Genomic DNA, 25,617 nt, shown 5'->3' on the forward strand with positions numbered 1-25,617 from the left:
GCTTGAATTGAGTACTGTGGTCCGCTTGGCCGGGTCCGTCATTCGAGCCCAAGCATCGCGTAAAACCGGGACATGTCTCCTTCCGTGCGCACTACCTCACGCATCAACTCAGGCAGCGACATTTCACCCCACGACACCGCACGCCGTAGCAGATAAGGCGTCGGGCTATGCGGCTCGTGCTCGGCCAGATAACCGGCTACGAGTTCGAGTAACTGATAGGCCTGCGCGCGGCTCTCCACCCGCGCGGGCAGAGACCTGACTGGCGCTGTCGGCGACGGCAAGTCCGGCGTGGCGTTGCTCATCGTGTTTTCCGTCGATGCAGGGTGCGAAACCGCGCTGGACGCGCCCGCGAGGTTCTGGCCGGCGTCGTCCGCCGCGCTTGCCTGCGGCGCGGCAGATGGCGCCTGATTGCCGCACAGGCTTGTTACGGCGCGCGTCAAACGCATCAGCACGTCGTCGACCCGGCCAAGATGCGGCGAGTCGTCTTGCAGCAATTCGTCGAGCAGGTGCCTGAATTTTCCCCACGCCGCTCGAGCCAGCTCCAGTTGTTGATAAAGCGATACGAGCGCGGGAAGGTTGTCGCCCCTCTTCACGTGCTTGTCGAGCAGATCGCGCGTGAGGTCCGCCGCCCCGGCATCGCCGCCGTCGAGCACGGCACGCTGCCACTCGTCGAGGTTGACCTGCGCCGGCTCGCGCTCGTCGATGACGAGGAGCGGCACGTGCAGCGTCAGCACGAGCGCAAGCGTGTCGTTGAGCCAGACGAACGGCGCCACGCGCGCATCCGCATCGCCCGCCTCCAGCATCGGCCATGCGCTCGACCAGTAGCGTTCGGCGAGCGCCGTCAGCAACCGGGTGCCCGCCGTCAGACCTTCGACGCCATGCAAATTTGCCCATGCCTCGCACAGCCATGCGGCGAGCTGAAAATCCTTGCTGCGCGTGGCGAGCGCGTCGGCACTGAGCGCCGCCACACGCTTCCAGTCCGCCTTGACGAGCGGGCGCTCCCATTCCCCCATTGGCACGCTCGCGTCGTCCTGGTGCCGGGCTTCGCGGATCTGCTGGTACAGCGGGTCGTAGCGCAGCGAAGCGCCTGCGCCCTCCTCGCAACCGGGCACGGGCACCAGCAACACGTCGATGCCGGCGTCAAAGCGCGGCTCGACGTCCATCGGAAAGGCCTGTTTCATAGTGCACTCCATTCCGGTGCGCGCACCGGGAAGCTGCCGGGCCAAGGCAGCGGCGTTTTCTTGCCCGCGGGCATTAGCGCGATGCGCACATACACGCGCCCATAGGCCTGCTTCGGCAACAGAGAAAGGTTGGCGGGGTTCGCCGCGCTCAGCGGGAACTCGATTTTCAGCAGCTGCGACGCACGCTCGCCGCGACCGCTGGCGTCGGCCACTCGCTGGCGGTTGATAAACGTGATAAGCGCCCACGGATCGGAGAACTGCCAGGTGAGCATGCGTCCGTCGGTGGAATAGGCACGCTGCTGTGGGTCCGCTGACGCCGCCAGCGGCGAGTCCTTCGCGAAGCGCAGCACGAGCGAGACCGGCGTGCCAAAGTCCCAGTGAAGCGCATGCGGCGCTTCGTTCATCGACAGGCTTTGCGAGCCGATGGTGAGCGTCCAGTCGATGATCTGGTTCGCCGCCACTTCGGCGTTCCGGTTCGCGCGGAACTCCACGTTCACGTCGTAGCCGCTCGCCGCGCCGTCATCGGACGGATAGAGCGGCGCGAGCAGCGTTTTCACCTGGTCGAAGTTCTCGATGAACTGACGCACCTTGTAGTTCGTCATTGCCGATGAGGCGCCCGTGCCCGATGCATGGAACGTCTCCGAAACCGGCTCGTAGCGCTTGAGCACCTGCCCCAGGTCACCGAAGTCGGCCACGCCCGGCATGCTGCTGTTGCGCGTGGCCACGCGCAGTATGTCGCCGTTGTCGAACGGCATGCGTCCCGCCACACTCTCGTTAAACGCCGTGGCGAAAATGCCCCATTGCTGACGCAGGTCGAACACATAGCCCTGACTGCATCGCGCGAGCAGGCGGTCGTACAACCGCGCGTGCAGCGTGGCGAAGTAGTCGTCGCCGCCGTTCGTCGCCGGCCGGGCGGTGAACCTGGACATGCAGCCCGCTGGGCCAGGGTCGGCCGCCACCGAAAGCGCGAACTGTTCGAGACGCAGGAGGCTGCTGTTCGGGTTCTTCAGGCGATAGCGTTCCAGGTCGCGGTCAATCGCCTGCCAGCGCTGCGCGAGCGGCGAAGCAGCGTCGACCGGATCGAGCGCTGCGAGGTACACCGAAGCCTGCTTGCCGAGCATGAGCGCGCGCGACGACTGCTGGTCGAGATACGGTGCCAGGCCGGCTGCGTCGGCAACGCCAAACGCCGCGAGAATCGGCGAGCGCGAGTTGTGCGCACTGTCGGCGCCCACATCCTGGCGCGTGGCGTACAGCTCGGACTGCGTGAGCGCGTCGTCCACGCGGCGCAGGTGCGCCATGGCGTCGTTCGACACCAGCGTATCGAGGTCCTCCAGTTGCGCGCTCGCGCGAAGCTCGGCGAGCAGCGCTTCGATGCGCGCGAGCCGCGCGCGTGCCGCCTCGAACGCCGCGCTGTCGAGGTCGACAGGCGCCGTGGTCACGTTTGCGGCCGCCGCGGTCTGGTCGAGAATCAGCCGCGCGAACTGCAGATCGAGCGCGGTCTCGATGCCGGGACGTGCGGCCGCCGGCAGATTCGCAAGACCCTCGGCGAGAAAGCGCTTGCGCACGTCACCCAGCGCAAGTGCCTGGTCGAGTTGCGAGCGGTCCCAGACGATCGTCGAGCCGTCGGTCAAGGTGGGCAGTTCGCGGTTGCGCGGCGCGACCATGAACGGTTGGCTCAACAGTCCCGACAAGCCGTCGCGCAATGCGGCGCGGCCCGGCGAGATACTGTATCGCGCGTCCTTGTCGAGCCAGACGATACCGCTGTCGGCGCCGCCGAAGCGCAGCGCAAACTCGCTGCGGAAGGCCTGGAAAGCGGTGTCATCGCGCTGGCGGATCCGCGTGGCGAGGTCGACGCCGAGCAGCCGGTTCTGCGCCACGCGCGCGAGCGTGCGGTCGTAGGTCGGCCCCGGGGTGAACTGCGCCTGGTGAATCCACCCGCCTTTTCCCGACGCGAGCAGGTCGCGCTGCGTGTCGATCCCCGCCACCACCGCCCGATAGCCGTCCGTGACTTTCGTGAAGTCACCCGCGCCCGAGTCGGCCACGGTGAGGCTGCCCAGATGGTCGGAGATCGCGCGCTCTGCGACGAGCAGCGGATTGCCGGTGAACATGGCGGCGTCAAGTTGCTGCGCGCCCTTGTCCAGCGTGCAGCGCAGCGCCTGTTGCACAGCCGCGAGATTGACGCCCGCCGAACCGTTGCCGGTCATGCTGCGGCCATCCTGATCGCGGTAGAAGTAAGGCACGCTGCCTGCCACGCTGCCCTGAAGGTCCGCACCGAGCGCGTAGCGCACCACGAGCCGCAGTGAGTCGGCGTTGTCCGACGCGGGTTGTTGCAGACGCTGCAGTGCCTGTAGCGCCGCGTCGAGCTGATCGACGTTGTTCACGTAGAGCTGGAGCGCACGCATTTGCGGCAGATCGTCGACCGCGAGGCCCAGCGGCGCGCCGATGCGGCCCGCGCCGGGCGCCGTGCAGTCGTCGCCGATGATGAGCTGGCCCGAACTCGGATCGCGCCCGACGCCCGTGAGCTGGCTCACGTGCGCGTACATCTCGCGCTCCAGCGCCGCGACGGCGATCTCGCCAAACTCGCGTTCAAAGCGCTCCCGCACGCGCGCGTTCAGATCGTCGACGAAGCCCCACGAGCCAGGCATGAAGATCGTCCAGCCGCTGCTCGTCCTGAGGTTCTGGTTCATCGCGATCAGCGCGAGCGCTTTTCGGCGATACCAGTCGGCGGGCAGGTCCTGGCCTTGCTGCGCTGCGTTGGCACGCTCGGCCGAGTCGCGATGCAGCGAGCCAAGAGCTGCGACCAGTTCGTCGTTGCGATGGCTCAGTTGCACTGTCGCGACGACGAGGCCGAGACCCCAGCCGCCCAGGAGCGCGATGCCGCCCCAGCGCAGCGCGCGGTTGAGCACGGGACGCGCGAGATGCTGCGAGCGGGACGGCCGCGTGAGGCCATATTCGAGGAAGATCTTCTTCTCGAACAGATCGCGCAGGAATGCCGGCTGCAGCATGAGGTCGTTGATCTGGCCGCCAGGTTCGCGCCGGCCCGCGCCCATATCCGCATCAGCCAGGCGGTCCGGGTTGTCCGCTGCATTGCGCGGCTCACTCGCGGCATATTCACTCGCGGCATATGGCGCGAGCGCGTCGTGCGTCTCACCGGGCGGCGCTTCTAGCGCAGGCAATCCGCCGTCCGCCGCCGTCTGCCCGGCGGCCTGCGCGACGCTCCACTGGGCGAACTCGCTCGCGTCGCCAGTGAGGTAGATGCCGCGGAAGAAGAACGGCTCGTGGTACGCGCTCGCGCGCAGCAGCTCGTCGACATAGAGCTGGAGCTGCGCGCGCATGGCGTCGATGCGCGAAGGCAGTTGCAGGAACTGGCGTGCGTCGAGGTGTGCGGAATCGAGCGCGAACAGTTCGGCGCTCGCGTCCGATACCGAACGCATGATGCTGTTCATCGCCGTGTCGACCCAACCGGGCTGGTAGGTGGTCGAAAGATCGTACGGCGAGGACCAGCCGAGCATGCTCGCGCGCAGCGGCTCAGGCAGCGCGCGCGCGAAGGTCGCGAAGCCCGGTAGCGCCTCGCAGCCAGTCACGACCACGTACACGGCGAAGCGCATGGCGAAACGGTTCTGCGCGAGCCACAGGCGGCGGTGCGCGAGCTTTGCGTGGCGCACGAGTTCGAGGCGTGCGTCGGTGTCGTCGGCGAGTAGCGTGGCCGCCGGCACCGTGATGACCACTGAGTCGAACGGACGCTGCTGGCGATAGTTGCGGCACAGGCTCAGGAATTCATCCCACGGCTTGCCGTCGCCGTCATCGTCGGGCGAGCCAAGATACGCCGCCTTGATGTCCACGACGATGCCGCGATCGAAGAAGTGCCACGAAATACCCTGCGTGGCCGCGGGGCTCGCCGCATCGGCGCCAAGCACGCTCGCCACGCCCGCCTGGGCGATCGGCAGCGGACGCGGATCGTCGCCCTCGTTGAGGATCATGATCCACGGAATGTTGTAGCGCTCGGCGCGCGAGGCAATGTTGCCTTCGATGAGCTCGACGGCCTGGCGGAACGCGCTACGCAGCGAGTCCGAGCGCAGGCGCACGATCTTGCGCTCGGCCGCCGGCTTCGCGTGCGAGCCGTGCAGCGCGAAGTAGATCACGGCGCCGAGCACGGCACACGCGACGAGCGTGAGCACCGCGATGGAAAGCAGGAACAGGTTGCTCGTCAGCATGAACGCGCCCCCGGGAAAAACAGGCTCGACGGCGTCATTGCACGCTCGCACATCACACGGTTCGGAATCATCGGCTCACCCCCGTCACGGGGTCGGCATGCAGGGCTTCGCGCACCGGCCACGACTGCCACAGCCAGAGCAGCTCGGAAATCGCCAGCAGCGACACGGCGGCCAGCATGAAAATCACCGCCCAGCGGCTCACGGTCGGCAGCTTGCGCGGCGCGACATGTGAGAGCGTGTTGCCATAGGCCGCCTCGGAAAGCACGCGATCGCGCCCGCCCAGATCGGCGCGGCGCTGATAGACGAACTCGTAGAGCTCCTCGCGGTAGCTGCGCAGACGCTCGGCGGCGGCGGTGCCGCGAAAGCGCCCCTGGAAGCCCATGGCGAGCGAGAACAGATAAAGGCGCGCGATGCTGCGGCGAGAAGCCTCGCGCTCGGACAGCAGTTGCTCGATGCGGCGGAATACGAGGTCGCCCGCCACGTTGGTCCGGAATAGCGTCGATTCGAGCAGATACGCGGTCCAGCGCTCGCGTCCGGCCCAGGGCGTGTTCAGCAGGATTTCGTCGGCGAGCACGGCCTTCAGGTAGCGCGCGTCCGCGACGATCTCCATTTCGAAGCGCGTGCTGTCACGCCGCGATTGCAGCGTCTGGATCTCCAGCAGGTTCAGCAGATGACGGCTCAGGCCCTGCGCGGCGAGATCCGGATCTGCGTCAGGCAGCTCGGAAAAGCGCGCCTGAGCCATCATTAGCTCATCCAGGAAGGTGCGGAACTGCTCCGTCACGAGATCGTCTTCTTCGGGTTCTGGTCGGATGCGTGCCATGCTCAGCGTGCCTTCGCGCTTGTCGTCATTGATAACGTCTTCTCTGCTTTTATCGTTGCCCGGTGTGACGGGGTTCTCGCCGTCGTCGCTCGCGTCATCCCTTTACGAACAGCAGCATTTCCTGCGGCCGCTGCGCGCTCGCCCCTTCGTTAGGATTACCGATCACGAGCATTTCGCTCGCGAGAACGAGCGCGGACTCCGCGGTGACCTCGAACAGCAGATAGCCTGAGCCCGAACGCAAGCCGAGATCTTCGGCATAGTCGATGCCGCGCCGCTGCGCGCCCAGCACCCGGCGGCTGCGCAGCGAGGCGTAGACCGACTGCGAGCCGATTACCGCGCCGTCCATCCACGCGAGCAGGTCGCGATCGGACTGACCGCGCAGGCCCACGACGAGCCGCTCGCCGATCCAGTCCGGATGCAGGGTGATTTCGAACGCGCCGTGGCGGAATTCGAACTTTTGCTCGCGATACTCCTCGTTCACCTCTGACATCGACTCCCGCAGCGAGCGCAGCAGCGGCGTGAACACCGAAAGCGGTTCGCCGTGATCGTAGTCGGGGGGCACGGGCGGCAGGCCACCCGGCTTGAGCATGGCCAGCGCTCCGTTGAGTGAGGCCAGCGCGTGATACAGCGCGAGCGGATGCAGATGCGGCGTGCGCAGCACTGCTTCGGCAAGCGGCAGCGTGCTCAGCAGGCTGCGCAAGCGGTCTTTCAGTTCGAGCTGCGTGAGGCGATCGTCTACCCGCGAAGAGGGATTCGCCGTCTGTCGCGCGACGAATGCCGCCTTGCCGCGCAACTGCCCCAGCAGGGAAGCCACGCTCGTCCACAGCGGATTGTCACGGGCCACTTCGAGCAGCGGCGGCTGATGTTCGCCGAGGCGCACCACTTCGTTATCCTTGTAGAGCGAGCCGAGCCGCAGCCATACGTGCGTTGCCGGCGGCACCTCGCCCGCCGCCAGCGCGAGGTTCGGCACGAGGCGGGGAATGTCGGCCGGCGGCGCGTCGGACACCAGGTCCTCGACGGGCGCCGCCGAGGTCGAGCGAAAGCGCCTGACCTGCGCCGCGCGCCGCATCGTCGAGGCGCCGGGCAGTACGAGATAGAAGTCGATCGCGCCATTTGAAAGCGCCTCGGCGAACGGCTCCAGCGACAGTTCCAGCCGCTCCGCTCCAGCAGCCTGCACGTGGTAGGTGACGGCCGTGCCGTCGGGCAGGATCGCGTCGAGTTCCAGCACGCGCAGCAAGCCCGCGGGCAGAAGCCCGTTATCGAACACGAGGCGCCGCACACCCCAGCTGAACGGCGCTGCCGCGAGCGTCTGCCAGGCTACGAGCGCATCGTTGCGCGAGGCCATCTGCTGAAAATGCTGCGGCGAGAGCAACATGCCCTCGAACCACTCGATACGCTCGGGCACTGCCATGTTGCGGTCATGCATCATTTCGATTCCACGACGGTAAGGTTGTTGCTGTCCAGCTGCACCACCATGTGGCCGCTGAAGTGCTCGATCCGTGCGCGATGCGCGCCCGGGTCCTGATAGTTGGCGAACACGAACGCACCGGCCACGCGCGCGCCCGCGAATACGTCGCCGCTCACGTCCATATGCTGGCTGGGTACGATCTCCCAACTGCGGTAGCGCAGATCCTTCGGATACGTGTTCACGAGGTCGTCGCGCGCCGTGAACCATTTCGACGCCGGCATTTCGGCCAGGCGCGCCAGCATCGCCGGGTCGCTCACGAGTACAACGTCCACGGCAACGGGGCTGTTGTTGTTGGCGTCGTCGCTGGCGGTGAAGGTCACTTCCGACCACTTCGCCTTCTCGCCGCTCAACCCGAGCATGCTGCAGCCGCCCAGCGCGAGCGCAACGCCCGAAGCCGCCAGTAGCGCGGCCGCGCCGCGCGCGAGCCGTGCTCGCAAACGCAATCCCACCGTCTTCATCTCGCTCCCACTCCAATTCCCATCAGCAATATCAGAGACGCCACCATCACCGCGCAGCCCGCCGCCAGTGCGAGTTGCCCGCGCGTGAACGTGAAACGCAGCACGGGACTCAAGCCGGCAGCGCCGCCTTGCAGCTCCACGGCCGCCTGGCGTTCGGAAGGCAGTCCTGCAGACACCAGTGCGATCACCGTGCAAACCGAAAGCAGGCTCAGCACGTTGCGCGGCCCTTCGCAAATCAGATCGACCGAGACGAACAGCACGCCCGCGGCCTCCGCTGGCAGATGCAGCATCGACAGCACGAATCCCGTGTAACCCACGGCCGCCACACCGCTTTGCCCCGCCGAAACGATGGCCGCCACGACCGACGCGGCGCACACGAGCGCGATCTCGCCCGCTCCGAGCGGCCGCTCGTAGAGATTGGCGACGAACACGGTCGCCAGCGTGTAATAGAGCGCCGAGCCCGCGCGCACGAACACCGAGCCGAACGGCACCACGAGTTCGACCACGCCGCGGCTGAAACCGAGGCGCTCGCTCATCGCCTCGATCGTGTGCGGAATCGGTGCGGTCGCGCTGCCCGAGGTCAGGCCGATCAGCAGCGGCGCTTTCAGACCGCTCACCACCTGAAAAAACGGCTGCCCGGCGCGCGCCGCGATGGTGGCGATCGCGAGGATCGCGAGCACGAAAGCCGCGAATGCGAAGCACAAGAGGAAGCTGCTCATCGCTTCGAGCGTCACGCTCTGCGTGTGGGACGCAAGATGCGCGGCCACGCCGAACACCAGCACGGGAATGAGCAGGTTCGCGTGCGCGATGATGGTTTCGAGCGCGCGGTACACGCCTTCGAACACGTTGCTCAGCATGCGCGTCTGCTCGCGCGAGAGCGCGGCGAACGCGAGACCGAACAGGATCGTGCCGGTCAGGATCCCGAGCGAACGGCCCTGCGCCAGCACGCGATAAAAGTTGTCCGGGAAAATATCGTCCACGCCGATGAGGCCAGCACCGGTGCTCGCGCGCTTGGCGCCGTGGTCGAACAGCGCGACGCGCACCTCGTCCGCGCTCGCACTTTTGAGCACGAGTTCTCCGAGATGCGCATGCGCCTCGGCGGAAAGATGCTGACCGGGCATGGCGAGCACGCCGATCAGCGTGCCGCCAATGCCGCTCAGCACCACGAGTGCGAGCGCGAGCAGCATGATGGTGCCCACGCGCGTGCGCGGACGCGGCAGCGCGATCACCTGGCGCAGCCCGAAGAACGTCGCGACGACGAGCAGCGGAATCGCCGCCATGTTCACGACCGAGAGATACAGTTGCCCGACGAAGTACGCGGCGGCGGCCGCCGGCTCGGCGAACAGGCCGCACAGACCGCCCACCGCGAGGCAGAGGATCAGCCCGAGCGTGCTCTGCGAGAGCATATGCAGCGCTTTCATGCTGGATGATTCCACCCACGCTCGCATGCGTATTTCACCGTGGCGCGCGCGAGTTCGAGCGAGCTATCGATGAGCATGATCGGCGGCGACGCGATGCACTGCGCCGCCAGCGGAATCTCGGTGCAAGCCATCAGCGCCGTACCCACACCCTGATTTGCGAGTGCCGTCAGCACATCCTGCAAGTGCGCGCTTGCTGCGCCGAGCTTGCCCGCCTTCACTTCGCGGATGCATGTTGCGACGCGTAACTGCATCGTCTCGTCGGGTAGGACGGGCTCAATGTCGAGATCGGCGAGCGCCTGCTGGTAGAAGCCCGAGACGAGCGCGCCGCCAGTGGCGAGCAGCGCCGCGCGGCGCGCCGTGCGCGGCACGGCCGCCACGCACGTCTGCGCGATATGCAACACCGGCGCCTTGCTGCGCGCGCGCATCGGCTCGTACCAGTGATGTGCCGAGTTGCACGGAATCGCAATGAGGCCCACACCGTTCTGGTTCAACAGGTCGATACCGTCGAGCAGCGCCGGCAGCGGGTCCGCGCCGCCGTCGATGATCGCGCTCGAGCGGTCCTCGATGTGCGGCAGGTTCGCCACCAGCAGCGGCAGATGCTCCTGGTCGCTGTTTGCCTCCGTCAGACGCACGATCTTGTCCATGAAGTCGACGGTTGCAAGCGGCCCCATGCCGCCAAGAATGCCGATCATTGCCATCGGGGGGCTCCTAGATCTTCAGCGGACGCGGGCAGATTACGGAAACCGCCGCCGCATTGCCAATCACGAGTACGAGCGTGCGCAGCATGTCGCAGATCGGATCGACCGCGAGAAACAGGATGAACGCGGCCTCGAACGGCAGGCGCAGGTACGCGCAGGTCATGCCCACGAGCGAAACGGTCACGAGACCCGTCATGCCCGCCGAGGCGAAGCCCGCGAGCACCGAAGCCAGCAGCACCGTCACCACTTCCACCACGCCCAGCGAATGCCCATAGAGCTGCGCGATGAAGAGCGTCGCGCACACGTAGTACACCATCGGTCCCACGCGCAGGAGCGAAATCGTCAGCGGCACGAGCAGTTCGACGCGCGAGCGCGCGAAGCCCAGGTCGTCCGCGAGACTCTCGATCATGCTCGGCATGCAGGCGGCGCTGTTGCGCGTGGCGAGCGCGAGCGCGAACGGTGCGCGCAGCGCGTCGAGGGTCTTGCCGAGACTGTGGCTCGACCGCTTCCAGATGATGACGGCCGCAAGCACCAGGAGCAGCGCCGAGGCAACGAAGAACGCCAGCACGAACTGCAGCATCGCGTGCAGGGGGCCGACGCCCGACTTGCCGAGCTGGGCCGCGCTCATGCAGAAAAGAATGAGCGGCAGCGGGTAGCTAAGCCAGTGCATGAGCTTCTGGCACGCGTGATAGATGGTTTCGAGCGACTGGCTCAGGCCCACCGAGATGCGCTCCGGCACGCGGCCCACGGCCAGGCCAAACAGCAGCGCGAAGACGAGCGCTTTCAGGGCGTCGCCGTTTGCGAGCGCCGCGAAGATGTTGGTGGGAACGAGGTTCGCAAGCACGTCGGACAGACTGAGCGACTTCGCCGGCAGGTCTGCGCCATAGAGGTTCATGACCGTATCGCTCGACGAACTGTCGTTGCCGACCATCAGGCCGAACGTCTGCATTGTCGCCGTGGAGATGTTGGCGCCCGGATGCAGGACCAGCAGCACAACCGCGCCGACCACGGCGACCATTGCCGACGCGCCCAGGAACACCGAGACCACGCGCATGAGCAGCCGTGACGTGCCGCCGTCGCGAAAGAGCCGCTGCAGGCTGAAGATCACCGCGGAAATCATGAACGGCAAGGTGGTCATCTTCAGCAGGTCGACATAAATGTCGCCGATGAAGCCGAGCTTTAGCGCAAGCTCGGGCAGCAGCAGCCCAAACGCGCCGCCAAGCGCAAGACTGCCGATCACGACCCAGGGGTTGAGAACGAATGCGTAGATCCTGCTGGAATTCATGGAGGTCTCTCTCATGCTATTGCGTGTTTTGCACACTGCTTTGCTATTAGTGGTCTGCTGCCTGGAGCACCGCGCTCACGTCGAGCTTGACGCTGCGCTCGGAGAGGAACTGGTTGACGAACGAAAGCAGCGCCACGTCGTTCACATTCACGCCGATCGCGAGCGTGTCCTCCAGATCCTGGAGCGTCACGACACGCAGGCGCAGCGAAGCGGTCGGATCGGCCTTGAGCACGCGCTTGACTTCGAATTCGTCGCGATAGGCCGCCGTGATCTCGCCGGCGTTGAGCGCCTTGAGCACGTCATCCCAGGTCGGATAGCTGCGCACCTGCGCCCGCGGGAAATTGTTCACGACGTAGCCCGCATACGACGAGTTCGCCACCACGCCAATAGTGCTGTCGAACGAGCGCACCACCTCCGGCACCGAGCGGCCGTGCGCGAGCTGCGCGAACTTCACGCGGTTGAGCAGCAGCGCGCGGTTCAGGCGCAGATAAGGCGAGCTGAACGCGATTACCGTCGCACGGGTGAGCGTGCGCGAAAGCTTGCTCACCGCGATGTCGGCCTGCCCGCGCGCGAGCAGGCTCACGACGTCGTCGAAGGTATGCGCGTCGCGGTTAAAGCGCACTTTCACGTGGAGCTTGTTCGCCATCTCGCGCGCGAGGTCGATGTCGAGACCTTCGAGCTTGCCGTTGCGTTCCTCGAAGAACGGCGGCTGATCCACGCTCAGCACCGCCACCACCAGTTCGCCGCGGCCGATGATCCGGGCGAACTCGGGCGCGAGCAGGCGCCCATCGGGCATCTGCACGAGACCGGTCGAGGTGGTGACGGGCGCGCTTGCCGTAGTCGCGGTCGTGGCCGCTGCGGCGAGGGCGGCGGTGATTGCGGGCGCGCCGGCGCTGGCCGGCGTCGCGGCGGACGCACCGGCTGCGGAGGCCAGCGCCGCACCGGCTAGCGTCGCGCCGACCCACGCACGCAGCCTGCGCCGCAAGCGGCCCATCAGGGGTGCGGCTCGCGAGCCGCACACGTCGTTGGATACAGAGGTGAACAAGGAAGACGACATGGAATTACCGGTCTCAAGGAGTCGAAGAAGCGGGTGCGGGGGCGGCGGCCGGATCGGTCGTCGCGTCCGCGTCGAGCGAAGACTGGGCGGCTGCGCCAGACTGCGGCGCGGAGGAAACGACGGCAGGCGCCGTGGCATGGAGCGCGTCGGCGTCTTGAGCCGGCGAGTGGCTCATGCGGGCGCCGATCTCCATGCCGAGCAGGAACAACAGCAGGCACAACAGGAGTGCACAGCTCACGGCGATCGTCACCATGCGCGAAGTCATCGAAAAAACGTATTGCATGTCGGTCTCGCCCTCAGGCAGTTAGCGTGGTGAACTGCGCGGGAGCGACAACCTGGATGACGCCAGCCCACATGCACATCAGCTTCGACGAGTTCTGCAGCGCGGGCAGCGCGCCGATCATGACCGTCGGCGAACCCGGCGCCCAGGGCGCGACCGTGGCGGGCACACACGGCATCGGCGTGAGTACGCCCAACGCCGCAGCCGTGGCGGCCGCCACCATGGGATTGGCCATGGAACTGCACTGGCCGAACGGCATGATGTTGACGAACGGCTTGGAGTCCATGATGTTCGCCGCCGGCGCACCCGCCATCACGCGGTTGAGCGGCAACACCTGCAGCGTAGCGGGCGCGGCGCCGAAGCTGCACTGGAGCGTTGCGCCCGACGTTACCTGAATTCCCATGTCTACCCCCTCACCCACTTTTCCAGTTGCTTGACGATGCGCGGTCCGCGCGCGGCATCGCCGTTGGCCGCGGGCGCGTCGAGCGCTCGCCAGTCGCCTTGCGGTTTGCCGAGGCGATAGACGCGCTCGTGCGTCGCAGTCCCGTCGCTCGCATAGCGGCGCGCCGTGCCGTGCAGCAGATCCATCTGATAAGGCAGGCTCTGCGCGAGCGTGCCGTCGGCGGCATACTCGCGCGTCTCGCCTTCGAGCCTGCCTTTCGCGTAGCGCGCACGTCGCACGACCACACCGTCATGCAGGAAGATCGCTTCCCGCTCGAGCTTCCCGCTCTCGTAACTCATGCGCGACGTCACGAGTCCCGAGGGTGCGTAGGTCACGCTCTCGCCGTGCAGCACACCGGCCACATACTGCTGCCGGCCCGCGAGGCGCCCGTCCTGGTACACCGACATCGCGCCGTTGAGCTGGCCCGTGCGGTACTGCGCTTCCTGCACCGGCCGTCCTTGCGCGTCGCACGTGCGCAGCGTGCCGTCGAGCAGGCCGAACGCGTAGCTCGCGCGCAGCAGCGCCGTTCCGTTGGGCGCGTATTGCACGGATTCGCCGTGCGGCACGCCATCGGCGAGTTCGACCCGGCTCACGAGGGCGCCCGCGCTGTCGCGCGTCTCGACCACCGTCGGCGCGACGGCCCTGGCTGGCTCGGCGGACCCGGAGGCGGCGGACAACAAAGCGGCGGCAGGCATGGGCGCGGACATGGCTTTCCTCAGTTGAGCTGGACGATGCCACCCTTGAGCGCGAGCTGGCCTCCACCGTCCACCGTCTGCTGCGCCGAGGCCTTGTGCGAAACCGTCATGCCTTCGGTGCTCAGTGTGGTCGTTGCCTTGCTTGCATGCGTGGTGCCGGCTTCGCTCGCGAACGAGGTTCCGGCCTTGATGCTCACCGAGCCCGTCACCTCGATCACCAGATTGCCGCCTACCTTCAGCGTGTAGTTGCCGTTGACGGTATGCGCGTGATCGCCCGTCACGCTATGGGTGAACTTCGCGTGATTGGTATGCGTTTCGTCGCCAGTCACGTCGAGCGTGCGCGTGCCCTTGACGGTATGCGTCTCCTTGCCCTCGCTCACCTCAATGCTGCGGTCGCCCTTCTGCACGACGTGCGTTTCCGCGCCTGCTTTCACCGTCGTCGAAAGCGCGTTCTCGATTTCGACGGTCATATCCTTCTGTGCGTGGAAGTACAGCTCTTCCGAATCGAGCTTGTCCTCCATGCGAATCTCGTTGCCAGCCGTGCCTTTCTTCGAGGAGCGCGAGCGCATCACGCTCTGCGTCTGCATCGAGGGCAGCGACACGGGCGTCGCGTTCTCGCCGTTGTAGACGCAACCGGTTACGAGCGGACGGTCGGGGTCTCCATCCACATAGCTCACGACGACCTCCTGCCCCACGCGCGGCAGGAAGAGGTGCCCCCAGCCAGGCCCTGCCACCGACTGCGCCACGCGCACCCAGCAGGAGCTGTTCTGGTCGGCCTGCGCAGTGCGGTCCCAGTGGAACTTGACCTTGATGCGGCCTTGCGCATCGGTCCAGATTTCCTCGTCGGTCGAGCCCACCACTTTCGCCGTGTGGGTGCCGGCCACAAGCGGCCGGGGGGTCGCGAGCGGCGCGCGAAATGGCACGGTGACGGGAAAGACTTCGAACTGGTTGCCGTAGGCCGTATTCGAAGCCGTATGCTGCACAGCGCGCGTGACATAGCTCACGTTGAGCGAAGTGTCCGGATGCCCGCTCAGCGTGAACGTGGTGCCGGCGGCAAGGCCGTAGTAACCGCTCGCGCCCTCCCCGACCTGCTGCGTGACGTTGTGCGCCTCGAGTTGCATGGTCGATAGATGCGTCGCCTGATCGGCCGTGGCGACGCGGCCGGGAAACGTGTAGCGCGCCCCGGTCGGCAAGCTCGAGGAACCCTTTGACGAGGAGATCATCGTCGAAGGTTTGGTGTAGTCGTAGTCGCTGACGATGTGCTCGCCGGGTATGACGCCCCGCGCCATCGCGAACGATTCGAGACGCTTGGCGCTGCCGGGAGTATTCGCATCGGCGGCGAAGTACAAATCGCCTGCCGGGGTGGCTTCGTGGGCGGATGGATCGTCGGCGAGCACCATCGTATGGGCACCGTCCGCGAACTTGAAGAAGTAGAACACCCCTTCTTCTTCCATCAGCCGCGAGATGAAGTCAAAAGCGCTTTCGTCGTACTGCACGCAGTATTCGCGCACGCCGTAGGCGCTGCTGCCCTGCGTGCGATCCTCGAAGGTGACGCCGAACGTTCCCAGTACGTTCTTGATGATGTCGAGAGCCGCCTGGTTCTGCCAGATCACGCGATCCTGTCCGAGCGTGAGCAGCCACAGGCGCGGCGCAAGCTCCACCGAATAGAACCCGTACTGCGCGTCCGCGCCCGCGTGCGCGAAGCGCGCGACGATGCCGTTGAAATACCTCGCTACGCCGGTCTGGTCCTTGAGCGTCACCGTCACACTCTTGCCGACGATCTCGTCGGCATCGAGCGCCTTGTTCGTCGAATGCATCCGCAGATCGAAGCGAAACAACTCCGAGATCGCTTCACGGCCCCCAAAACCGTCGAGCAACAGCACGTCCGCGCCGAACGGCGTCGAGACCGATGCGAACCACTCCGACTGGCTGGGCGTCGACATGCGCTTACGCCTCCTCGCCGCAGAGGAAGCGGAACTCGATTGCGCCAGCCGGTGTCAGCGCGAGATGCACGCCGCCAAACGGTTCGGAAATCGATATACGTTCGAGCACCTGGCGCGCAAGCTCGGGCAGCACCGACTGCGTGAGGATGTGGTCCACGTTGCGCGCGCCGCTATCGACCTCCTTGCAGCGCTGCGCGATCAGCGCGGCGACATCTTCGTCCCACGTGAGCCCCGCGTGATGGTTGCGCTCGAAGCGCTGCGCAAGCCGTTCGAGCTTCAGGTTCACAATCGCGTTGATCTGCGCGTCGCCGAGGTGGTAGTAAGGCACGAGCACGAGCCGGCCGAGGAACGCCGGGCTGAACTGCCGCAGCAGCGCCGGCCGCAGCTTTTCAATGAGTTCCTCGGGCGCCGGGCGGCGGCCGCCGCGCGAAGCCTCGGTGATGACGTCCTGCGCCGCGTTCGAAGTGAGCAGGATCAACGTGTTCTTGAAATCGATCGGCACGCCTTCGCCGTCTTCCATCACGCCCTTGTCGAACACCTGGAAGAACAACTCCAGCACGTCCGGGTGCGCCTTCTCCATTTCGTCGAGCAGCACGACGCTGTATGGACGGCGCCGCACGGCCTCGGTCAGCACGCCGCCGCGCCCGTAGCCGACGTATCCCGGCGGGGCGCCCTTGAGCCCCGACACGCTGTGCGCCTCCTGGAACTCCGACATGTTCACGGTGATCATGTTGCGCTCGCCGCCGTACAGCATGTCCGCGAGCGCGCACGCTGTCTCGGTCTTGCCCACGCCGCTCGGCCCGACGAGCAGGAACACGCCGACCGGCTTGCCCGGATCGTCGAGATCGGCGCGGAACGTGCGCACGCGGCGCGCGATCGCGTCGAGCGCCTCGTCCTGGCCCACCACGCGCTCGGCGAGCTTGTCCTGGAGATAGAGCACGGTGTGCAGTTCGTCGGCGAGCATGCGGCCAACGGGAATGCCGGTCCAGCCCGAAATGACCTGAGCGACCGTTTCCGAGTCCACGCATACGGGCACCATCGGCTCGTCGTTCTGCACGGCCTCGAGGCCTTTTTCGAGGCGTGAGAGATTGGCCGCGAGCGATTCCGCATCCTCACCATCGGCCGCGCTGTCCGGGTCCGAGAGATAGCCGCGGATCTTCTTGCGCCACGCGAGGATCTCCTCCACCGCGCGCTTTTCGGTGCCGAGCTTGTCGTTCAATCGCGAGCGTTGTGCCCGCGCATCGTCGAGCTGCTTCGTCGCCGTTGCGATGGCGTCGGCGCGATCGGCGCCCGTAGCGGCCTCATGGCGCAGGATGCGAAGCTGGTGCTCGGCCGCATCGATGGTGCGGCCGAGCGCCTCGATTTCCTCGGGCGTCCCGCTTTGGCCAATCGCCACGCGCGCGCACGCGGTGTCGAGCACGCTGATCGCCTTGTCCGGCAACTGGCGCCCGGAGATGTAGCGATGCGAGAGCTTAACGGCGTCGCGCACGGCGTCGTCGAGGATTTCCACGCCGTGGTGCTCTTCGAGCTTCTGCACCATGCCGCGCAGCATGTCGATTGCGACAGCCTCGCCCGGCTCCTCGACCTTGACCACCTGGAAGCGCCGCGCGAGCGCAGGATCGCGCTCCACGTACTTCTTGTATTCGGCCCACGTGGTCGCCGCGATCGTGCGCAGTTCGCCGCGCGCGAGTGCCGGCTTGAGCAGGTTCGCCGCGTCGCCCTGCCCCTCGCTGCCGCCCGCGCCGATCAGCTGGTGCGCTTCGTCGATGAACAGGATGACCGGGACCGGCGACGCGTTGACCTCCGCAATCACCGACTTGAGCCGGTTCTCGAACTCGCCCTTCACGCCCGCGCCAGCCTGGAGCAGCGCGAGATCGAGCGAGCGCACCGACACGTTGACAAGCGCGGGCGGCACGTCACCCTGCACAATGCGCTGCGCGAAACCCTCGACCACTGCCGTTTTGCCCACACCCGCCTCGCCCGTGAGGATCGGGTTGTTCTGGCGGCGGCGCAGCAGCACGTCGATCAACTGGCGGATCTCGGCGTCGCGCCCACGAATCGGATCGATCTTGCCTTCGCGCGCGAGGCCGGTCAGGTCGACGGTGAACTGCTCCAGCGCCGACTTGCGGCCGGTCGCGCCAGCGCCGGCCGCCATGTTCGGCATCGCGCCCGCTTCCCGGGCCACGGCAGATGCGGACACGGCGTCCGTCCGCGGGGCGTCGGCGACGGAGCCGGCAGCGTGCGAGCGGCCCGCATCTTCCGACGAGCCTTCGAGGATCGCCGCAAGCCGTTCGCGCAGCGCCGCGCGCGGAAAGGCGAGCAGCGCGGGCGCCGATTCGAGCAGCATGCCACGCAGGCTGTCGACTTCGAGCAGCGCGAGCACGAGCGTGCCCGAGCGGATCTGCTGCTCGCCGAGCAGCATCGAGCTGAGCAGCCAGGCTTCCTGGAACAGCGGTGAAAAGTTCGGCGAGAGCGCCGGCGTGCGGCCGTTGCCGCGCTTGAAACCGTCCACCGCTTTTTGCAGTTGCGCGGTGAGCGTTTCGGGCTTGACGGAGAAATGCGCAAGAATCGCCTTCAGGTCCGGCGCGTCGGATTCGAGCAGCGTGAGCAGCAGATGCTCGACGTCGACGTTGTAATGCGTCTGTCGCACGCACGATTGCGCGGCCTGTTCCATGGCGAGCTTGCATTCCGGATTGAGGCGGCTCAGCAGCGTGCGAATATCGATATCCATGCGCGGGTTCCTTAGTGATGCTTCGGCTCGGGCGCGGCGGCCTCGCGCATCGCGAGGCGCACCGGTGCCGGCGCGTGAATGGTTTGGCGCGAGCCGCCTAGCCACGTCGTCCAGCCGAGGCGGGACGCGCGCGAGCCACCGGCTTCGCAGGCGGTGAGTTGCGGCGCCAGGTGCAGTACGAACTGCACGTCGAAATCCTGTTGCAGATACGCGCGAATGAGCCACGCGGCGAGAGCGTGATCGGCGCCACCAGGCAGGAGCGCCTCGAAGCGCGCTCTGCTCAGGCCCGGAAATTCAAGGCAGATGCCGCTCGCCTGGTCCCAGGTGCGCCGCCCGAGCACGGCCAGGCCGGTGAGCCGCACCGCACCGGCACCGGCGCCCGACCCCGCGAGGCGCAGCGAGTCGGCGCTGTCGACCTCGCGCCAGCCGCCGACGAATTGCGCTCCGCGCACTTCGAGCCCGAGCCGGTCTCCGAGCATGGCGACGAGACCCGTCATCGAGCGCGGCGCGGCGCTCAGAAGCCCCGCGTGGCGCAGCCACAACTGCGCGCCTCGCGGGCCGCGCACGCCGTCGCGCAGACCCAGATTGCTAAGCGCGTCGAGCGAGGCCGCAATCGCGCTCGCGTGCGGCGAACGCCGGTTCAGCCCCGGCGCATGCTTCTTGCGGCTGCGATACAGGAACGACAGAAAGCGGTGATTGAAGATGTCGAGCAGGTCCGCCGTCGCTGTGTCGCGCTGCGCGCGGCGCTCCAGCACGAGTTCGGTATACGCCATCGGCAGCGGACCGTTGGCGCCCGCGAGCGTGAGCACGGGCGTTGCCAGCGTCCAGGGCGCGCGCGGCGCGTACGACACGCTGGCGGAGCCGGCCATGCCGTCCTGCTGCACCGAAGTTTGCTCGCGCAGGCTGTAGACATCGCTCGGCTCGAACGCAAGCGAGACGTGGCCGGTGAGGCGCACGGCCTCGCCCAGCCCGTTGCCGCGACCGATCGGACGCGCCCTCGGCACGGCCTGCTCCAGCAGACTGATCGCCTGGAACAGGTTAAAGCGCTGCGGATTCGCCTTGAGACGCGCGATCAGAGCAGCTGCTGGCAGCCTGTCATCGGCTCCCATTGCTTCCATATCTCGTCTCCACGGCGCACCACTAGCCGCACAAAGGAATTGACCGACGTGTACATCGCGAAAAAGCGCGCGAGCACGGCGCCCAGCATCAGCGGCGAGCCGCCCACGAAGGTCTCGGGATCGAACTCGACGCAGACCTCGGTGCCGCGGCAATAGCCGCGCCACGCGTCGCCGCCGACATGCGCGGTCGCGCCGCGCGCCTCCACGCTGCGGATGCCGCGAATCTGGTCCTGCTCGCGCGTGCTCTCGGAAGCGAAGAGGCGCAGCATCTCCTGCAACTGCGCGCGGCCTGTCGCGCCGCTCACGAGCGAGTGATAGTTGAGCGTCAAGAGCGAGATCAGCCGCCACAGCGTTTCACTGCCGAGCGCGGGACTGCGCTGCGCGGTCGGCTCATAAAGGCAGCGCACGCGCACGTTCTGCGAAACTTTCTCGATCAGCATGCGCGCGCCCACCGGCACCTGTTCCGCGAGCCGCCGGTTCGTGCACAGCACGTTCGCGTAGATCACGGGGGCGCCAGGATCGGCGAGCGTGCTGGCCGAATCGACAAAGCTCAGGAACATGTCCGTGCCCTGTACGTTTTCTCGCAGGCTATGCTCCCGGCGCGCGGACCAGAAAACCGTGTTGCCGTCTGCCTCGACGTGATCGATAGCCGAAAAGCACGGCACCGCCGCCTCGGCTCCAAGCGTCGGATGCGACGCGACGACGGAGTCGATCGAGTGAATTTCCGTGATTGATTCGCGACGCTGGTCCGCGACGAGCCGGTATTCGTAGTGGCGATGATCGACGACGATCGGCTCGCTTGTCTGCGAGAACAGATTGATGACGGGCGTGCAACCGAGCTGGAAATGCCCCGCGTGCAGCATGCCGAGACCGCGCGGCGTGCGGTTCAGATGCAGCACGATCTCGCATCGGCGCCCCTTGCCGAGACGCCCTTCGAGATGGTGCAGATCGAAAAAATGAAACTTGCGAGGAAACGCGAAGTACTCCTGCATCAGCGCATACGCGGGCTGCGCGTTGCGCGGGCGCGGCAGCACGTCGTCTGCTTCGCCGTAGCCCACCTCGCGCCACGCGCGCGCGGGCAGCAACGCCGGCGCGCGCGCGCCTTCCGGGCGCGCCGAGACGTCCGTCACGCCCGATACCAGCAGCTCATACAGCGGCATCGTCACCATCCAGTCGCCGTGAAGATGCAAGCGAAGCTGCTTGATCTCCAGTTCGGCGAAGTCGACGCCCTCCGCGCATTCCAGCGTGAGACGCAGTGTGGCGTCCTCGCCGAATGCGGCCTGGCTGATGCCAACCGGCCACAACACCGTATCCCATGACGTGCGAAAGCGGCACGCGTCGTCCGTTTCCGTGCGCGCCTGCAGACCCGTGTGACGCGGGACGGCAAAGCCGGCCGTCACCTTGCCCTGTGTGGGATCGAGTTCGAACTTCGCGACCGTCATCGACGGTACGGGCTGCACGAGCGTCGGGCAGGCGTTCTCGAGCAATGCGGAGGCGACCTGCGGAAATTCCTGGTCGAGATCGCGATGCACGCGCGCCGCGAGAAACGCGCTTGCCTCGATGAGACGCTCCGTATGCGGGTCGAGCGACTCGGTGCCGTGCAGCGCGAGACGCGACGCGATTTTCGGATAGCGACGCGCGAACTCCGCACCTTGCAGACGCAGGTACGAAAGCTCGCGTTTGTAGTATTGGAGGATGTCGTCGGCCGGCATGTCAGCTTGCTTGCCTCATGCTGCGACGAGTGCATGACCGTTGCCGGCGAGCTCGAACGCCACATGCGCGACGCTTTGGCCAGCACGCATTTGGGCATTGATGGTCAGGATCGCCCGCTGCGCGTGAGCAGCGGGAAAGGCAAACGCAACCTCGACATTGGCGAGGCGCGGCTCGAACAATGCAATCGACCGCGCGATAGCTGCGGCTATCGCATCACGGTCCGGCCCGGAATGCAGCGACCGGTCGGAAAAATCGGGCACGCCGTAATCGACCACACTCCCGTCGCTTTCGGCAAATTCGTCGACCGTCAAACGAGAGCGTGTGTTGAACAGTCGTGTGAGTTCGCGCGCGATCGACGCTCGCAGCGCCTCTGCGCTGGATAGCTGCGCCTCGCCGCTTGCGGCGAGGCGATCGAACAATGGCATCGGTGAACCGCTTACGATTGCCGGCATCGCGCAAAAGCTCCAGGTGGCGCCGACCGGGAAGCTCCAGACTCCGCCGGCAGCGCGCAATTGAGAATCAGGAAGCCGACACCGTAACCGCCTTGTTCGCGGCCAGATCCCAACCAAACGAGGCGGTGCCCTTCTTCGTCGAGTCGACGTTTTGCTGCGTGTACGTAGTCGTAATCTTCGAGAAGTTGATCGTCACGCTATCGTGCGATTCGCCGGAGCCCGAGGTCGAGATCTGCGAGATCATGGCGTCGCTGAGCGTGTACTCGATCAGCGGCATGAACTTGCTGTTTTCGTTACGGCCAATCGAAATCTTGGCGTCGCCAAGCTTCGTGCCGCCGGCACATGCGGCGTAAAGCGCCGGCGTGGACTGGTCGGTTGCCTTGGTGACGCCGAACTCCATGAAGTTCGGACGACCAAGCGTACGTTCCGTACGACCGACGTCGTGGTTCATTTGCATCGCGACGCCGAGCGAGTACGAATACAACACGATCTGGTCGGTCGCGCCGTCCAGCGTCGAATTGCCCTTGATGTCCTTGATCTGCAGAAGTACGGTATCCATGATTGTCTCTTAACAATAAGTGGTAGTTCCGGCTCGAGCGTGCGGCCCAAGCCGCACGCTCGATCATCAGGCTGCCGCTGCCGGCAGTTCCGCGACGAGACGGATCGAAGCCGTCAGTTCTTCCATCTGGAAATGCGGCTTCAGGAAGCAGGTCGCGCGATAGGCGCCCGGCTTGCCCTGCACCTCTGTCACGTCCACGCGTGCCTCGCCAAGCGGGAAACGCGCCTTCTGTTCATGCGAGGCCGACGGATTGATCAGCACGTAGTCCGCAATCCAGTTGTTCAGATACGCTTCGATATCGCCGCGCGACTGGAAGCTACCCACCTTGTCGCGCATGATCACCTTCAGGTAATGCGCGAAACGGGACGCCGCGAGCACATACGGCAAACGTGCCGAAAGCTGCGAGTTGGCGTTGGCGGCATCCTTGTTGAAGAGCTTCGGGCGGTTAGTCGTCTGACCACCGAAGAACGTCGCGAAGTTCGATCCCTTCGAGTTCACGAGCGCAATAAAACCAAGGTCGTTCAGCTCTTTCTCGCGACGGTCGGTGATCGTCACTTCGGTCGGGCACTTGAGGACGACATCGCCTTCGTCGGTCTTGTACGCATGTGCGACCATGTTTTCCACCTTGCCGCCGCCTTCCACGCCGCGAATCGAAGTCGCCCAGCTGTACTTGGCGAAAGCGTCGGTAATGCGCAGGCCGAGCTGGTAGGCGGAGTTGGCCCACAGGTACTTGCTGTGATCGCTGCCGTCGACGTCTTCTTCGAAGTTGAAGTTCTCGACGGGTTTCGTCTTCGCGCCATACGGCAGACGCGCCGCGTATGAAGGCAACACCAGCGAGACATAGCGCGAATCTTCCGAGTCGCGGAAACCACGCCAGCCCGCAAGCTCGGCGCTCTCGAACGTCTTCGAGAGATCGCGCGTCACACCGAGGTCCGTGAACGACTTCAGGTCGAACAGGCTCGGTGCCGCGGCTGCGATGAATGGGGCATGCGCCGCCGCAGCTACCTTGGAGATGCGCTCCAGCAGTGCGATGTCCTGCGGATGACGACCGAACGAATAGTCGCCGATCAGCATCGAGAACGGATGGCCGCCGAACGTGCCGTATTCCTCTTCGTAGATCTTCTTGAAGAGCGCGCTCATATCGTGATCGACTGCGGTTTCGAGGTCCTTGAGCAGGTCCTTCTTCGTCACGTTCAGAAGACGCAGCTTCAGGCGCGGGCCCGTTTCGGTGCCATAAACCATATCGTGCAGACCGGTCCACGACGCTTCGAGCGTCTGGAATGCTTCGTCGTGCATGATCGCGTTGAGCTGATCCGAGAGCAGCTTGTCAATCTCGGCGACGCGCTCGTTGATCATGGCGACGACGCTCTTGTCCGGGCTCGTTCGCATGCCTTCGTCGAGGATCTGCGACGCGAGCTGGCCGATCAGTTTCTTCGCGTAGCCGCTTTGCGACGGCTCAACGGCCATGTTGCCTTCGTGAACGATGCGCTCAAGCAGGCTCAACTCGGTGCCTGCCGAGGCTTCGAGGGTCTGGACTTCGCTACCGGCTGCGCCGGTTTCAGTAGTGCTTTCCATGTGAATCACCTTTGAAAGTTCGTTGCGCCCACAACTGGGCGAATCGGGCATTGCCCGCTATGCCAGTTACGCCAGTCGTGGCTTATTCAGCCGGTGCGTCGCCCGCGGCCGCCGGTGCGTTGCTGGCCTGAGCCTGGCTTTGAACCTTCTTGAGTTCTTCACTGCTCTGCACGATGCGTTCAAGCATCGAATCGAGTTCGTCGTTGCCGTCGAGTTTGGCAAGCAGATCGCGCAGTTGCTGGCGAGCTTCGAGCAGCTTCGCCAGGCGCGGCACCTGATTCACGATGCTTTCGGGGTGGAAGTCCTCGAACTTTTCGAACTTCAGCTCGACCTTGATGTTGCCTTCGCCCTTCATCGTGTCGGGCACGGAAAGATCGAGGCGCGGGCCGATCTTGCCCATGATCTCGTCGAAATTGTCACGGTCGATATCGACCAGACGACGCTCCTTGAGCTTGGGAAGCGCGGTGGCAGGGTGACCCGAAAGGTCCGCCAGCAGGCCGACAACGAGCGGAAGCTCACGCTTCTCGACCGCATCGCCGACTTCGACGTCGTAGGTGATCTGAACACGCGGCGGACGGTTACGCCCCACCCATTTCTGCAAACTGTTCGACATGGATCTCTCCGGAAACGCTTGACTGTTTAGGACAACGAACGCTAGCGCTCGCTATATTTGCGAACGCATGGGTACAAAGTACAAAAGTCGGTCGAAGAGCGCAGAATCACGCCCGCAGCACACGCGCGAGCACGACCCCGCTGACGGGATGTCGTCAACGTGAGCGCCTTTCTTTAGTTTTCTTTGAATCAGGCTACCCACTGCAGGGCCGGGCGAACCTGCACGGATGTGCAGGCTACCGTATAGAGCGCTGGTAGCAGTTCTAGCGCTCGTCCCCCGCGGCTTCCACCAGGCCATGAACACTACCTTGGTCAGGGGTAGTAGCCTTTGAAGAAGCCGTGACTTACTTGTCAGGCCAGCTTTGTCTCACGCACGATCGGCGCATGCTTGCTGGCCAGGAAAATTTAGGCTGCATTAGAACACAGACTTTTTACAGCGACAAGACAGTAATTTGGGGCTGCCAGGGGTTAGCTGCGACGCTAAAGAAGGCGTTATTGGAACGCGCCGAGACTAATGCCATGGCGCGATTGATGGTAAGCAGTTTTTGTGCAAATAGCCACCGTCACGTGCACCCGTATAATTTTTGCGAACGTTCATTTATGACGGTTTATTACGGACGCTTCTCGTCGGAAGATAATCCGCCATAAATCATAAAAAAATAAATTGATTATCCAAGGTGAAATCAAATGTGGCGCCTACATACCCGACCGTGGTTCGCACAACCGCCGTGCGCCCCTTGCGCGACAAGCTTGAAAGGGCAGCAGAAAGGCAAGATGCAGCTATGAAAGATGCATGCGCGAGTCTTCGGCTTCCAACTCATTTCCAATTTCCTCAAACGAGCGAAATTCATCGGAATACGTTGTAAAAAAAACGTTGACCCGAAAGCCGCCGCCC

General features: G+C 65.4%; 20 protein-coding genes. All 20 read right to left on the reverse strand.

Features of this window, described 5'->3' with window-relative positions; translation table 11 throughout:
- Window positions 1-38: 38 nt before the first annotated feature.
- Window positions 39-1,181, reverse strand: a complete 1,143-nt coding sequence (tssA, locus tag BLU17_RS22065; RefSeq protein WP_092001245.1) for a type VI secretion system protein TssA — start codon at window positions 1,179-1,181, stop codon at window positions 39-41.
- On the reverse strand, window positions 1,178-5,395 hold the full coding sequence (locus tag BLU17_RS22070; RefSeq protein WP_092001249.1) for a type VI secretion system protein: 4,218 nt from the start codon (window positions 5,393-5,395) through the stop codon (window positions 1,178-1,180). Before BLU17_RS22070 ends, tssA begins: the two co-directional genes overlap by 4 nt.
- 67 nt (window positions 5,396-5,462) lie before the next feature.
- Window positions 5,463-6,215 (reverse strand): DotU family type IV/VI secretion system protein, encoded by a 753-nt coding sequence (locus BLU17_RS22075; RefSeq protein WP_092001252.1) that lies wholly within the window; start codon window positions 6,213-6,215, stop codon window positions 5,463-5,465.
- A 94-nt stretch (window positions 6,216-6,309) separates the two neighbouring features.
- Window positions 6,310-7,644: a type VI secretion system baseplate subunit TssK gene (tssK, locus tag BLU17_RS22080; RefSeq protein ID WP_092001255.1), complete on the reverse strand. Its 1,335-nt coding sequence runs from the start codon at window positions 7,642-7,644 to the stop codon at window positions 6,310-6,312.
- A complete protein-coding gene (locus tag BLU17_RS22085) occupies window positions 7,641-8,141 on the reverse strand; it encodes a hypothetical protein (RefSeq protein WP_092001258.1) in 501 nt (166 codons plus the stop codon). The genes tssK and BLU17_RS22085 overlap by 4 nt, the downstream gene beginning before the upstream one ends.
- Window positions 8,138-9,562 (reverse strand): dicarboxylate/amino acid:cation symporter, encoded by a 1,425-nt coding sequence (locus BLU17_RS22090; protein WP_092001261.1) that lies wholly within the window; start codon window positions 9,560-9,562, stop codon window positions 8,138-8,140. Before BLU17_RS22090 ends, BLU17_RS22085 begins: the two co-directional genes overlap by 4 nt.
- Entirely contained in the window at window positions 9,559-10,260 is a 702-nt protein-coding gene (gene cuyB, locus BLU17_RS22095) for a cysteate racemase (RefSeq protein WP_092001264.1), read from the reverse strand. Before cuyB ends, BLU17_RS22090 begins: the two co-directional genes overlap by 4 nt.
- A 10-nt stretch (window positions 10,261-10,270) precedes the next feature.
- Window positions 10,271-11,545 carry a dicarboxylate/amino acid:cation symporter gene (locus BLU17_RS22100; protein ID WP_092001267.1) on the reverse strand — a complete coding sequence of 425 codons (1,275 nt, stop codon included), beginning with the start codon at window positions 11,543-11,545 and terminating at the stop codon, window positions 10,271-10,273.
- A 46-nt stretch (window positions 11,546-11,591) separates the two neighbouring features.
- Window positions 11,592-12,602 (reverse strand): substrate-binding periplasmic protein, encoded by a 1,011-nt coding sequence (locus BLU17_RS22105; RefSeq protein ID WP_092001270.1) that lies wholly within the window; start codon window positions 12,600-12,602, stop codon window positions 11,592-11,594.
- A gap of 13 nt (window positions 12,603-12,615) precedes the next feature.
- The gene (locus tag BLU17_RS22110) at window positions 12,616-12,885 is read right to left on the reverse strand and encodes a hypothetical protein (protein ID WP_092001273.1); all 270 of its coding nucleotides are present in this window, start codon (window positions 12,883-12,885) and stop codon (window positions 12,616-12,618) included.
- Between the two features lie 13 nt (window positions 12,886-12,898).
- Window positions 12,899-13,285, reverse strand: a complete 387-nt coding sequence (locus BLU17_RS22115; protein WP_092001276.1) for a DUF4280 domain-containing protein — start codon at window positions 13,283-13,285, stop codon at window positions 12,899-12,901.
- Between the two features lie 2 nt (window positions 13,286-13,287).
- Window positions 13,288-14,031 carry a toxin-antitoxin system YwqK family antitoxin gene (locus tag BLU17_RS22120; protein ID WP_143189312.1) on the reverse strand — a complete coding sequence of 248 codons (744 nt, stop codon included), beginning with the start codon at window positions 14,029-14,031 and terminating at the stop codon, window positions 13,288-13,290.
- Between the two features lie 8 nt (window positions 14,032-14,039).
- Window positions 14,040-15,962, reverse strand: a complete 1,923-nt coding sequence (tssI, locus tag BLU17_RS22125; RefSeq protein WP_092001279.1) for a type VI secretion system tip protein TssI/VgrG — start codon at window positions 15,960-15,962, stop codon at window positions 14,040-14,042.
- A gap of 4 nt (window positions 15,963-15,966) precedes the next feature.
- The gene (gene tssH / locus BLU17_RS22130) at window positions 15,967-18,693 is read right to left on the reverse strand and encodes a type VI secretion system ATPase TssH (protein ID WP_092001282.1); all 2,727 of its coding nucleotides are present in this window, start codon (window positions 18,691-18,693) and stop codon (window positions 15,967-15,969) included.
- Between the two features lie 11 nt (window positions 18,694-18,704).
- Window positions 18,705-19,811: a type VI secretion system baseplate subunit TssG gene (gene tssG, locus BLU17_RS22135; RefSeq protein WP_092001285.1), complete on the reverse strand. Its 1,107-nt coding sequence runs from the start codon at window positions 19,809-19,811 to the stop codon at window positions 18,705-18,707.
- Window positions 19,766-21,523 (reverse strand): type VI secretion system baseplate subunit TssF, encoded by a 1,758-nt coding sequence (gene tssF, locus BLU17_RS22140; RefSeq protein WP_092001288.1) that lies wholly within the window; start codon window positions 21,521-21,523, stop codon window positions 19,766-19,768. Before tssF ends, tssG begins: the two co-directional genes overlap by 46 nt.
- A 15-nt stretch (window positions 21,524-21,538) precedes the next feature.
- A complete protein-coding gene (tssE, locus tag BLU17_RS22145) occupies window positions 21,539-21,976 on the reverse strand; it encodes a type VI secretion system baseplate subunit TssE (protein ID WP_092001291.1) in 438 nt (145 codons plus the stop codon).
- Window positions 21,977-22,043: 67 nt separating this feature from the next.
- Window positions 22,044-22,535, reverse strand: a complete 492-nt coding sequence (locus BLU17_RS22150; protein WP_092001294.1) for an Hcp family type VI secretion system effector — start codon at window positions 22,533-22,535, stop codon at window positions 22,044-22,046.
- A gap of 66 nt (window positions 22,536-22,601) precedes the next feature.
- Window positions 22,602-24,110, reverse strand: coding sequence for a type VI secretion system contractile sheath large subunit (gene tssC, locus BLU17_RS22155; protein WP_092001298.1), 1,509 nt, complete (start codon window positions 24,108-24,110; stop codon window positions 22,602-22,604).
- Between the two features lie 82 nt (window positions 24,111-24,192).
- The gene (gene tssB, locus BLU17_RS22160; RefSeq protein WP_092001301.1) at window positions 24,193-24,723 is read right to left on the reverse strand and encodes a type VI secretion system contractile sheath small subunit; all 531 of its coding nucleotides are present in this window, start codon (window positions 24,721-24,723) and stop codon (window positions 24,193-24,195) included.
- Between the last annotated feature and the right edge of the window lie 894 nt (window positions 24,724-25,617).

This window comes from Paraburkholderia lycopersici, from assembly GCF_900096975.1.
GTDB lineage: Bacteria > Pseudomonadota > Gammaproteobacteria > Burkholderiales > Burkholderiaceae > Paraburkholderia > Paraburkholderia lycopersici.